9 protein-coding genes are annotated in these 12076 nt (G+C 74.8%); 6 read left to right on the top strand and 3 right to left on the bottom strand.

Annotated features, from left to right (window positions below):
* Positions 1 to 103: 103 nt before the first annotated feature.
* The gene (gene rho, locus B124_RS13730) at positions 104 to 1366 is read right to left on the bottom strand and encodes a transcription termination factor Rho (RefSeq protein WP_496503078.1); all 1263 of its coding nucleotides are present in this window, start codon (positions 1364 to 1366) and stop codon (positions 104 to 106) included.
* 328 nt (positions 1367 to 1694) lie between these two features.
* Here rho and B124_RS13725 point away from each other — a divergent pair, with 328 nt between their 5' ends.
* Positions 1695 to 5015 carry an AAA family ATPase gene (locus B124_RS13725; RefSeq protein WP_496503077.1) on the top strand — a complete coding sequence of 1107 codons (3321 nt, stop codon included), beginning with the start codon at positions 1695 to 1697 and terminating at the stop codon, positions 5013 to 5015.
* A 411-nt stretch (positions 5016 to 5426) separates the two neighbouring features.
* Positions 5427 to 5597: a hypothetical protein gene (locus B124_RS13720; protein ID WP_496503076.1), complete on the top strand. Its 171-nt coding sequence runs from the start codon at positions 5427 to 5429 to the stop codon at positions 5595 to 5597.
* 137 nt (positions 5598 to 5734) lie between these two features.
* On the opposite strand, the gene B124_RS13715 is transcribed toward B124_RS13720, so the two are convergent.
* Positions 5735 to 6922, bottom strand: coding sequence for a sensor histidine kinase (locus tag B124_RS13715; RefSeq protein ID WP_496503170.1), 1188 nt, complete (start codon positions 6920 to 6922; stop codon positions 5735 to 5737).
* A gap of 380 nt (positions 6923 to 7302) precedes the next feature.
* Positions 7303 to 8022 (bottom strand): response regulator transcription factor, encoded by a 720-nt coding sequence (locus B124_RS13710; protein WP_496503075.1) that lies wholly within the window; start codon positions 8020 to 8022, stop codon positions 7303 to 7305.
* A 296-nt stretch (positions 8023 to 8318) separates the two neighbouring features.
* On the opposite strand from B124_RS13710, the gene B124_RS13705 reads away from it, so the two are divergent.
* Genes B124_RS13705 through B124_RS13690 form a run of 4 tightly spaced genes read left to right on the top strand, consistent with a single transcriptional unit; the run spans position 8319 to position 12044 of the window.
* Positions 8319 to 8786, top strand: a complete 468-nt coding sequence (locus B124_RS13705; RefSeq protein ID WP_496503074.1) for a hypothetical protein — start codon at positions 8319 to 8321, stop codon at positions 8784 to 8786.
* Positions 8786 to 9943, top strand: coding sequence for a peptidoglycan-binding protein (locus B124_RS13700; RefSeq protein ID WP_496503073.1), 1158 nt, complete (start codon positions 8786 to 8788; stop codon positions 9941 to 9943). Before B124_RS13705 ends, B124_RS13700 begins: the two co-directional genes overlap by 1 nt.
* A complete protein-coding gene (locus B124_RS13695; protein WP_496503072.1) occupies positions 9940 to 10809 on the top strand; it encodes an ABC transporter ATP-binding protein in 870 nt (289 codons plus the stop codon). Before B124_RS13700 ends, B124_RS13695 begins: the two co-directional genes overlap by 4 nt.
* A complete protein-coding gene (locus B124_RS13690) occupies positions 10806 to 12044 on the top strand; it encodes an ABC transporter permease (protein ID WP_496503071.1) in 1239 nt (412 codons plus the stop codon). The genes B124_RS13695 and B124_RS13690 overlap by 4 nt, the downstream gene beginning before the upstream one ends.
* The last annotated feature ends 32 nt before the right edge of the window (positions 12045 to 12076 follow it).

Genomic DNA, 12076 nt, shown 5'->3' with positions numbered 1-12076 from the left:
GGGCCAGCGGGCTCAGCGGGAGTCACACGGCGCGGCGCGGGGCGTTCACGTCGTACGAACCGGGCGCACACCCCGCTCCGTACGCCCGCGCGCCCCACCCGCGTCACGCCGGTGTCGTACGCCCCAGGCGCAGCAGGAACTCCGCGTTGCCGCCGCTGGCCTTCATCCGCTCCAGCAGCAGCTCCATGCTCTGCACGGTGTCGCGGTCGCCGAGCACCCGGCGGAGCCGGTGCAGCAGTGCGACCTCGCCGGGGGCGGCGAGGAGTTCCTCGCGGCGGGTGCCGGAGGCGTGCACGTCCACGGCGGGGAAGATGCGCCGTTCGGCGAGGGCGCGGCTCAGGCGCAGCTCCATGTTGCCGGTGCTCTTCAGCTCCTCGAAGTAGTAGTCGTCGGCGCGGGAGCCGGTCTCGACGAGCGCGGAGGCCAGGATCGTCAGCGAGCCGCCGTCCTCGATGTTGCGGGCGGCGCCGAAGAGCTTCTTGGGGATCAGCAGCGCGGAGGCGTCCACGCCGCCGCTGAGGGTACGGCCGCCGGCGCCGGCGCTGTTGTTGGCGGCGCGGCACAGCCGGGTCAGCGAGTCCAGCAGGATCACGACGTCCTGCCCGGCCTCGACCATCCGCTTGGCGCGCTCGATCGCCATCTCGGCGACGGCGACGTGCTCGCGGGCGGGGCGGTCGAAGGTGGAGGAGATCACCTCGGCGCGTACGGAGCGCTGCATGTCGGTGACTTCCTCGGGGCGTTCGTCGAGGAGGACGACCATCAGGTGGCACTCGGGGTGGTTGACGGCGATGGCGTCGGCGAGGTGCTGGAGCAGGATCGTCTTGCCGGTCTTGGGCGGGGCGACGATCAGCCCGCGCTGGCCCTTGCCGACGGGGGCGAGGAGGTCGACGACGCGGTTGGTGAGGCGGCCGGCTCGGGTCTCCAGGCGCAGCCGCTCGGTGGGGTGGAGGGGGATGAGGTCGGCGAAGCGGGGGCGGCGGGCGGCGTCGGCGGGGTCGAGCCCGGCGACGCGGTCGACTCGGGCGAGGGCGGGGGCCTTCGACCGCCGGTCGGCCGCGGTGCCGCGGTCGCGGCGCTTGCCGGAACCTGAACCGGAGCCGGCGTTTGAGCCGGAACCGGAGTGTGCGGCGGAGCCGCCGGCCGGCAGCACGCCGCCCTCCACGAGGTCGCCCTTGCGGAGGCCGAAGCGGCGTACGAGGTTCGCCGGCACCTGGACGTCGTCGTCGCCCGGCTGGAGGCCGCCGACGCGCAGGAAGCCGTGGTTGCCCACCGGCTCGAACACCCCGGCGACCGCGGTGAGTTCGGACGTGGCCCGGACGGCGGTGGCAGGCTGGGGCGCTGCTGTGGCGGGTGTCGTAGTAGTCATGCACGGTCCTTTCGAGGACGGTGTCGCGGTTCCAAGAGGTGTGTGGGATGTGCGGCAGAGGCGCGGCTTGGACACGCGCGGCCACTGAAAGAGGTGGTACGACCTCGCTCGGCGTCAGTCAGCGACTCGACGGAGAACCGGAGCGAGCGGGTGGAGAAGCACGGGCGCCGATCTGCGGGCGCGGCTCAGTGCTGATGTCAGCGTAACACCCCTCGTGCCCCGGGCCATTCCCCCGAGTAGCCGCGCATGCGCTGACCAGGCACGTAGCGGCGGATTCGGGGAAAAGGGCTGCCTGACTGTCAGAGGCGCATGTCATGGTGCTGGGGACATGACTGCTGCACTCATCGGACGGGACCACCCCGCGGGCGTACTCCGCGCCGAGGCCGACCGGGCCGCGGACAGCCACGGGGGCCTCGTGCTGGTCACGGGAGAGCCGGGCATCGGCAAGACGTCGCTGGTCACGGCCGTGGTGGCGGACGCGAGACGGCGGGGGACGCTGGTGCTCGGCGGCTCGTGCTGGGCGTCGGAGAGCGCCCCGGGGTACTGGCCCTGGGTCCAGGTCGTACGGGCGCTGCGGCGCGGTGTGCCGGCGGCGGAGTGGGCGGAGGCGCGCGAGGCGGCGGGCGGCGGTCTTGAGGTGCTGCTCGGCGAGGAGCCGGCCGCGGCCGGGAGGCACGAGCACGGCGCGCCCGACGACGTACGGGACGACGGCACGCAGCACCGCGGGACCGACCCCGCAGCGGCACCCGACCCGCAGGCCGCCACCCCCGGAAGAGCCCCTGCAAGCACGGGGCCCTACGCCGACGGCTTCCACCTCGCCGACGCCGTCACCACCGCCCTGGTCGCCGTCTCGCACACCCGCCCCGTCATCGTCGTCCTCGACGACCTGCACTGGGCGGACCCCGCCTCCCTGCGCCTGCTGGAGTTCGCCGCGCAGCACACCTGGTTCGAGCGGCTGCTGCTCATCGGCACGTACCGGGACGCCGAGGTCGACACCCCCGGCCACCCGCTGCGCGACCAGATCGCGCCGCTGGTCGCCAAGGCCACCACCCTCACGCTCACCGGCCTCGACCGCGCCGGTACGGCCCGGCTCATGGCCCGTACCGCCGGCCGCGACCCGGACGAGGCGCTGGCCGCCGAGGTGCACCGGCGCACCGGGGGCAACCCGTTCTTCATCGAGCAGACCGCCCGCCTGTGGGCCGGCGGCGCCGCCGCGGACGCCGTGCCGCCCGGCGTGCGTGACGCGCTGCGGCACCGCGTGCGGCTGCTGCCGGCGCCGGTCGCCGAGCTGCTGGTCGCCGCCGCGGTGCTCGGCCGCGAGTTCCACCGCCAGGTGCTGGCCGCCGCCGTCGGCAAGCCGCCCGGGCACGTCGACCGGCTGCTGGAGACCGCCGTCGCCGCCCGGCTCGTCGTCGGCCGGGGGGCGGGCACGTTCGCCTTCGGGCACGACCTGGTGCGCGAGACGCTGTACGAGGAGCTGGACCCCGCCGAGGCCCGCCGCCGGCACGCCGACGTCGTCCGCGCCCTCGACGCCGCGCCCGCGCTGAGCGAGAAGGTCTTCCCCGCCGACCGCGCCCGGCACGCCTGGGCCGCGGGCGGCGAGCTGCCCGCAGAGCAGGCCGTCGGGCTGCTGCGGGCCGCCGGGCAGGACGCCGGCAGCCGGCTCGCGTACGAGGAGGTCGTCGGCCATCTCCGGCGGGCGTACGAGCGGTCTGCCGGCGCGTCGGCGCGCTGCCGGGCGCTCACGGCGCTGGACCTCGGCGGCTCGCTGCTGCACGCGGGCCGGATGACCGACGCCGCGCCGCTGTTCGAGGACGCGGTGCACATCGCCCGGGAGCAGGGCGACCCGGAGCTGCTGGCCCGCGTCGCCCTCGGCGTCTACAGCGCCGAGGGGTACTGCGGGCCGATCCCCCGGGACCAGGTCGAAGCCAACCGCCTGCTGCTGCACGAGGCGCATCGCGCGCTGGCCCGCCGCGCCCGCCCGGAGCCGGCCGCCGGCCCGGCAGGCGCCCCGACCGGCGGCCCCACCACTGACATAGAGCTGTCGGGCGACCAGATGGCGGCGGAGCTGAGCATCGCCCTGTCGGTCAGCGCCCGCCGCGGCCAGGACGACGAGGAGCTGGGCTTCGGCCTGTGGACCCGGCACAACGCGATCTGGGGCCTGGGCACGGCCGCCGAGCGGCTGGCGCTGACGGAGGAGCTGATCACGCTCGCCGAGCGGGCGGGCAACCCCTCGGGGCGCCACATGGCGGTGGCGATGCGCTGGGTGGCGCTGCTGGAGCTGGGCGACCCGCGCTTTCCGTACACCTACCGCGGCTACGTCGACGCCGCCGAGCGGAGCGACCTGCCCAGCATCCGCCACACCCTGGAGATGGACCAGAGCCTGGTCACGGCGCTGCGCGGCGACTTCGACGCCGCGGAGCGGCACCTCGCGTACGTCGTCGAGCTGGGCCGGGACAACGACGCCGAGCACTGGGTCGAGATGCTCGACCACCACTGGTGGACGATCCGGATGCTCCAGGGCCGGTACGCGGAGGCGGCCGAGGCGGCGGCCAGGGTCACCGTCGCCGGGCACGGCTTCCCGGCCGCGCTGCACGCGCTGACGGAGCTGCGCCGCGGCGACCCGGAGCCCGCGCTGCGGCTGATCGCCGAGGGCCCGCCGACGGACGAGCAGTTGAACCGCGGCTTCCTCCCCCTGTGGCTGCGGCTCCAGGCGGAGACGGCCGCCGCGACGCGGGACCCGGAGCTGGCCGCGGCGGTACGGGACGCGCTGTGGCCGTACCGCGGGCAGTGGCTCGTGGCGGTCTACGGCTGGGACGTGAGCGGTCCCGTCGACTACTGGCTGGCGCTGGTCGACGCGGCGCAGGCCCGCTGGTCCGAGGCCGCGGACGGCTTCCGCGCGGCCCGCCGCTCTGCGGACGTCATGCAGGCCCGCCCCTGGTCGGTGCTGGCCCGCCACGGCCTGGCGCGGGCGCTGCGGGAGCGGGGCGACGAGGCGGCGGAGAAGCTGGCCCGCGAAACGGCGGCGGAAGCGGCCCGCCTGGGCATGCGGCTGGACGGGGAGACCCCCCGCCCCCCGCAGCCCAAGCCGGCCCCCACTGGTGCGGAGTTCAGCTACGACGGCCGGGTGTGGACGCTGACGTACGCGGACCGGACCGTGCACTTCCCCGACGCCAAGGGCCTGCGCGACCTGCACACCCTCCTCGCCACCCCCGGCACGGACCACCCGGCCGTACGCCTCCTCGCCCCGGAGGGCGGCGAGGAGCTGGCAGCCGCCCACCGCCTGGGCGGCGACCCCGTGCTGGACGCCGAGGCCAAGTCCCGGTACCGCCGCCGCCTCGAACTCCTCGACGAGGAGATCGACCACGCCACCGCCACCGGCGACGACACCCGCGCCGCCGCCTACGACCGCGAACGCGCGGCCCTGTTGGACGAGCTACGCGCCGCCGCGGGCCTCGCGGGCCGCACCCGCCGCCTCGGCGACGAGGCGGAACGCGCCCGCAAGGCGGTAGGCGCCCGCATCCGCGACGCCCTCCGCAAGATCGCCAAGGACCACCCGCCCCTGGCCGACCACCTCAGACAGACGATCTCCACCGGCACCACCTGCACCTACCACCCGCAGCACCCGGCACCCACCTGGCGCCTGTGAAGGCTCCCCCGTCTGAAGGGTGACGGTGAGTCTGTCGGCCTTCCCCGCCCCGTTCCCCCTGACGTTTGCTGGCAATGCCACATGTGCTCCAGCGGAAGACTCTTCGCGCCACTTTCCCGCCCTGTTACAGGCGCTCAGGTGAGGCCAGTCTGCATCTTGGGGAAGGCGGTTTCACGTGCTGGCCTTCCAACAGGAACTTGCATGCCGCCTTCGGTTTCGGCAGTGATCGGCATGCGCGATCAGGAGCGAATGGCAATGAAAACAGCACAAGCAGCGCGTCGTTCGGTGGCGCGAGGTCTGATGGTCTGCGTCGCCGCCGCAGTGGTGGCCTTGGGCGCTGGCCCACCGGCGGCGGCTCAGCCAAGCGTGTTGCCCACGTACCAGTGCGAGGATGGCTCCGGGAGCCTCGCGGTGTCCGCTGGCACTCGCTGCCAGGCGTTGAACGGCGCCCCGTACCAGGGCATCGTCCCAGAGGTCTTCGTCATGGCGTTCCCGACCGGCGCCTGGACGTGTTCCTTCGGGGTGGCCAATATGCCGGGGGTGGTCGCCGGAATCGCTTGCAGCGAAGCCGAACCCCCGTGATCAGCCAGTCTTGGACGAGTCGGGCGCTTCTTCGCCCTGTGCTCGATGTGCCGGACGGGCGGAGTGCGCTCGTCCGGTACATCCCCACTGATCCGCCCGACCCGAACGCACCCCGCCTCCGCCTGGCGTCTGTGACGTCACCGAGCCGACTCGTCGGGGGGTGAGTCGGGAAGTGAGCCGGGCAGCCCGTCCGGCGACTCGGCGCCCGCTCCCGAAGGCGCGTCGGCGGCGGCGTCAGCGGCGTCAGCGAGCGGCAGCGTGAGGCGGAACACCGCCCCCGCACCGGGCGCGGTGTCCACGGTCACCGTGCCCCCGTGGGCGGTGGCCAGCGAGGCCACGATGGCGAGGCCCAGTCCGGAGCCGCCCGTGCTGCGGGTGCGCGAGGTGTCGGCGCGGTAGAAGCGTTCGAAGACGCGCTCGGCCTGCTCGGAGGTGAGGCCGGGGCCCTGGTCCGCCACCTCCAGGACCAAGGCGGGTGCGGTGCCGAGCCGGCCGGGGCGGAGCCTGAGGGCGACCGGCGTGCCCGGCGGGGTGTGGGTGAGGGCGTTGGCGGTCAGGTTCGTCACCGCCTGGCGGAGCCGGTCCTCGTCGCCGCTGACGACGTAGGCCGTGCGGTCGTCGGCCGTGAGGCGGATGTCCCGTTCGGGCGCGAGCAGGCAGGCGTCGCGTGCCGCGTCGGCGGCCAGGGCGAGCAGGTCGACAGGGCGGTGCCGCAGGGGACGCTGCTGGTCGAGCCGGGCCAGCAGCAGGAGGTCCTCGATGAGGGTGCCCATCCGGGTCGCCTCGGTGCCCACGATGCCCAGGATCCGGTCGAGTTCGGCGCGGTCGCGGCGGGGTCCGCGGTGGACGTGGTCGGCCCAGGCGCGGATGACGGCCAGCGGGGTACGAAGGTCGTGGCCGGCGTCCGCCACGAACCTGCGCATGCGTTCCTCCGAGCGCCGGGCCGTCGACTCCGACTCGGCCCGCGCCCGGAACGCCCCCTCGATCTGGCCGAGCATCCCGTTCAGGGCCCGGCCGAGCCGGCCCAGTTCGGTCCGCGGGGGATGTTCCGGCACCCGCCGGGTCAGGTCGCCGGCGGCGATGGCGGCTGCCGTCTTCTCCACCCTGACGAGCGGTCGCAGCGCGATCCGTATCAGGGCGGCGCCGACGGCGGCGACGGCGAGCAGGGCGAGCGAGCCCACGGCCAGGTCGACGCGGACGAGTCCGGAGACGGTGGCCTCGTGATGGCCGAGAGCCGCCGCGACCACGAGCCACCCGTCCGTCCCGGCCTGCGGCTGGATCAGGATGCGCCAGTCGCCGTCGCCCGTCGTCGACGACACGGTCATCGGACGGCCCGCGTGCTCCCTCAGCCAGGCCGCGTCCTCGGGTACGTCGAGGGCCGTCATCTCCGCCCCGGCCGCGGGCTCCGGCTCACCGGGGTTCTTCAGCTTCCTGCCGTCGCCGTCGTGCCGCTGGACCCGGTACAGGCCCGTGCCCCCCGGCTGGGGCGCGTCCGGGGTGTCGACACCGGGCGGGCTGTCGCCGACCGGCGAGTCGGGGTACCCGAGGGCCACCAGGCTGAGCTGGGCGTCGGTCCGGTCCAGCAACTGCCGGTGCAGGACGGTCACCCCCGCGATGCTGATGGCGGTGAGCGCCATGGCGACGAGCAGGAGGATCGCGGCCACCAGCCGGAACCGGAGCGACAGCCGCCCGAGCGCGCGCCGGATCACGACGGGGGCCGCAGTACGTAGCCGATGCCGCGGAGGGTGTGGATCAGCCGGGCCCGCGGCTCGCCGATCTTGCGGCGTACGGAGTGGACGTACGTCTCGACGATGCCGCTGTCGCCGCGGAAGTCGTAGCTCCACACGTGGTCGAGGATCTGTGCCTTGGACAGGACCCGGCCGGGGTTGGCCATGAAGTAGCGCAGCAGCTTGAACTCGGTCGGCGACAGGGCGATCCGCTCACCGCCGCTCCACACCTCGTACGTCTCCTGGTCCAGTTCGAGGTCGGCGAAGGCCAGCCGGGCGGTGGGGCGGCCGGCGGCGGCGTGGGACTGCCGGCGCAGTACGACGTGGATCCGGGCGATCACCTCGTCCAGGCTGAACGGCTTGGTGACGTAGTCGTCGCCGCCGATCGTCAGCCCGCGGACCTTGTCCTCGGTGGCGTCCCTGGCGGTGAGGAAGAGCACGGGCGCCGGGCAGTCCGCGCGCAGCCGGCGCAGGACCTCGAAGCCGTCCATGTCGGGCAGCATCACGTCGAGGACGACGGCGTCGGGGCGATGCCGCCGGGCGGCGGCCAGCGCCTCGTGGCCGGTCGCCGCGGTGACCGCGTCGAACCCGGCGTAGCGCAGGCTGCCCGCCAGCACCTCAAGGAGGTTCGGCTCGTCCTCGACCACCAGCAGCCGCGGCTTCGCCGCCGGCCGGGGCGCGGTGCCGGCTTCGCTCATCCCTGCCTCCTGTGCGCGCACGCGATCGGGCCAGTGCGCGCATCATGACGCGCCAAGCTGAGCGCCGGCTGAGAGTTCGCTCAGCGTTCCCGCACCCCGGGCCGCCGCCCCGCCCGGGCGGGACCGGGGACGGTCCGGCGCCCGCCGCGCTCCGGGGCGCCGCCGCTCAGCGAACTCTGAGGTTCGACTCAAGGCCCGCTGATCGGGCCCCGGCACGCTTCCTCCGCGCCCCACGGATCGGCCCGGCCGGGGCCGGCGGCGCACCGGGACGAGGAGGGTGACGAGGAGTGTCACGGATGGGAAGAACGACGGGCCGGGTGTCGAGGGCGGTCGCGGTGCCCGCCCTGGCCGTGCTCCTGGGGGCTTGCGGATCCGGCGCGCTGGGCGGCTCGGACGACTCCGGACTCCAGGACAAGGCCCTGAAGCTGACGAAGTGCCTGCGCGCGCAGGGCCTGGACGTGGAGGACCCCGTGAACGGCGCGCCGGCTCCGGTGAGGGGCGAGGATCCGCAGAAGCTGGACAAGGCCCTGCGGGCCTGCCGCAAGTACCAGATGCCGAGCACCGGCGACGCCGACGACCACAAGGAGGACGTACGGCGCGGGCTGAAGATGGCCGCGTGCATGCGTGAGAACGGAGTGGAGTCCTGGCCCGACCCCAACGCCGACGGCGGCTTCTCGCCCGTACCCGAGGCCGTCGAGGATCCTGACCTGGAGGCCGCCGAGAAGAAGTGCCGGGCCGCGCTGCCCGACCCGGAGGGCGAGTGATGGGCGGGCCGGACGCCGCACGGTCGGCAGTACAGCCGGCAGAGCTGTCTCCACCCGATCCCTCCGGCACGCCCGGGCGCCGGCGCCCGCGGCGCGCCCGCAGGCTCGTCGTCGGCGCCCTGGTCCTGGCCGCCGGCGGCGCGCTGGCCGCGAGCTGGTTCGCCGTGCGCGGCAGCGACCCGCAGGGCACGGGGGCGGACAGGCTGCCGCCGAGGACCGCCGCGGTCACGGAGCGGACGCTTCAGGCCACCCGCAGCGAGGACGGCGAACTCGGCTACGGCCCGGCCACCACCGTGCCGGGCCTGCTGCCCGGCACCCTCACCGCGCTGCCCGCCGAGGGCCGGCGGATCGGCCGCGGCGGCATGCTGTACGAGGTCGACAACCGGCCCGTCGTGCTGATGTACGGCGCGAAACCCGCCTTCCGCGACCTGGCGGCCGGGGCCGAAGGGCCCGACGTCGAGCAGTTGGAGGCCAACCTGGCCGCGCTCGGCTACACCGGCTTCACCGTGGACGAGACGTACAGCGACCTGACCGCCGAGGCCGTCGAGCGGTGGCAGGAGGACCGGGAGCTGCCGGAGACCGGGAAGGTCGAGCACGGGCGGGTGGTGTTCACGCCCGGGAAGGTGCGCGTCGAGAGCCAGCAGGCGGCCGAGGGCGAGCAGACCGGGCCGGGCGGCGCGGTGCTCACGTACACGGGCACCGCCAGGGCCGTCACCGTGGAGCTCGACTCCGCGGACCGGGACCTGGCCGCCCAGGGCACGGCGGTCACCGTACGGCTCCCCGACGACAGCACCGCCGCGGGCACGGTCACCGACGTCTCCACCGAGGTGCAGCCGGCCACCGGCAAGGAAGCCGCGAAGACGTCCGTCAACCTGGTCGTCGGACTGAAGGGCGGGAAGGCGCGGCAGGCCGCCGCCGCGTACGAACAGGCGGCGGTGCACGTGGACTTCACCACCGGCACCCGTGAGGACGTGCTCACCGTGCCCGTGGCCGCGCTGCTCGTCCTGCCCCGGGGCGGCTTCGGCGTGGAGGTGGTCGACGAGACGGCCTCGACGACCCGTTACGTCCCCGTCAGCACCGGGCTGTTCGCCGGCGGACAGGTGGAGGTCTCCGGCGACGGCATCGCCGAGGGCACGACCGTGGGGATGCCCAAATGATCACTCTGACCGACGTCACCAAGACCTACCCCGGCGGCGTCACCGCGCTCGACGGCGTCCGGCTGCGTATCGCCCGCGGCGAACTCCTCGGCATCGTCGGGCCGTCCGGCTCGGGAAAGTCCACCATGCTGCACATCCTGGGCACCCTCGACGTGCCGACCTCCGGCACCGTACGCATCGACGGCCGCGACACCGGCGCGCTCTCCGACGCGCAGCTCTCGGCCCTGCGAGCCCGCCGGATCGGCTTCGTCTTCCAGCAGTTCCACCTCGCCCCGGGCACTCCGGCGCTGGACAACGTGGCCGACGGCCTGCTGTACACGGGCCGGCGGCGCGCGGAGCGCCGGCGGCAGGCGGCGGCGCTGCTGGAGCGGGTCGGCCTGGGCCACCGGCTGGCCCACGAGCCGCACGAGCTGTCCGGCGGTGAACGCCAGCGCGTCGCCATCGCCCGCGCGGTCGTGGGCGAGCCGTCCGTGCTGCTGGCCGACGAGCCGACCGGCGCACTGGACACGGCCGCCGGCTCCGGAGTGCTGAGGCTGCTGCGGGACCTGCACGCCACCGGCACCACGGTCGTGATCATCACGCACGACCGGGAGCTGGCCGCGGGCCTGCCCCGCCAGGTGCGGATGCGCGACGGCCGCGTCGTCGAGGACACCGCGGCCCCGGCGGGGGACACCGGGAACCCGGCGCGGGACACCGCAGCCCCACCGCAGGACACGGCAGCCCCTCCGCGGGACAGCACAGCCCCTCCACAGGACACGCCAGCCCCTCCACAGGACACGCCAGCCCCTCCACAGGACACGGCAGCCCCTGCACGGATCACGCCAGACCCGGCGGAGACCACCCACCACCCGGAGGCACGCCGATGACCGGGACCCGGCTCCGCCGCCGCCCGCGCACACCCGACGAAGAGCTTCAGCCCGCCCGTCTCCACCCGGACGACGTGGTCCGGGTCGGCGCGGTCGGCCTGCGGACCCGCCCGATGCGCGCCTTCCTCTCCGCGCTGGGCATCGCCATCGGCATCGCCGCCATGGTCGCCGTGGTCGGGATCTCCTCGTCCTCCCGGGCCGGACTCGACCGCACCCTCGCCTCCCTGGGCACCAACCTGCTCACCGTGTCCCCCGGCCAGACCCTCGCGGGAGGCGACGCCCCGCTCCCCGCCACGGCGGAGAGGATGATCGGCCGCATCGACCAGGTGGAGTCGGTGTCCGCCGTGGGCGAGGTGAAGGACGCCGATGTCTACCGCAACGACAGGACCCCCAGGATCGAGACGAACGGCCTCGCCGTCTACGCCACCCGCACCGACCTGCGCGCCACCATCGGAGCGGAGCTGCGCAGCGGAACGTGGCTCAACGACGCCATGCGCGCGTACCCGGCCACGGTGCTGGGCGCGACCGCGGCGGAACGCCTCGGCGTGGGGCACGCCAAACCGGGTACGCAGGTGCTCATCGGCGAGCGCTGGTTCACGGTCGTCGGCATACTCCGCGAGGCCCCCCTCGCCCCCGAGGTGGACGCCGCCGCCCTGGTCGGCTGGCCGGCGGCCGAGACGGAACTGGGCTTCGACGGCCGTCCCACCACCATCTACACCAGGACCCAGGACGCGCACGTCGAGGAGGTCGCCGCCGTGCTGGGCGCCACGGCCAACCCCCAGGCCCCCGGCGAGGCCCAGGTCTCGCGCCCCTCCGACGCCCTGTCCGCCAAGCAGGCCGCCAGCCAGGCGTTCACCGGTCTGCTGCTGGGTGTGGGCGCGGTGGCCCTGCTGGTCGGCGGGGTCGGCGTGGCCAACACCATGGTCATCTCCGTCCTCGAACGCCGCGCCGAGATCGGCCTGCGCCGCTCGCTGGGCGCCACCCGCGGACAGATCCGCACCCAGTTCCTCGCCGAGTCGCTGCTGCTCTCCGCGCTGGGCGGCCTCGGCGGCGCCCTCCTCGGCAGCGGAGCGACCGGCGCGTTCGCCCTCTACCGGGACTGGCCCGCCGTCGTACCGCCCTGGACCCTGCTCGGCGGCCTCACCGCCACCCTGGCCATAGGCGCCCTGGCCGGCCTCTACCCCGCCGTCCGCGCCTCCCGCCTCGCCCCCACCGAGGCCCTGGCCACCCCCTAGCCGATGGCCGACGAGCCAGCCGGGGTCTCAGC

This window comes from Streptomyces sp. CNP082 (genome assembly GCF_059570535.1).
The sequence above is the reverse complement of the archived record's forward strand: the minus strand, read 5'-3'. Positions and strand labels throughout refer to the sequence as shown.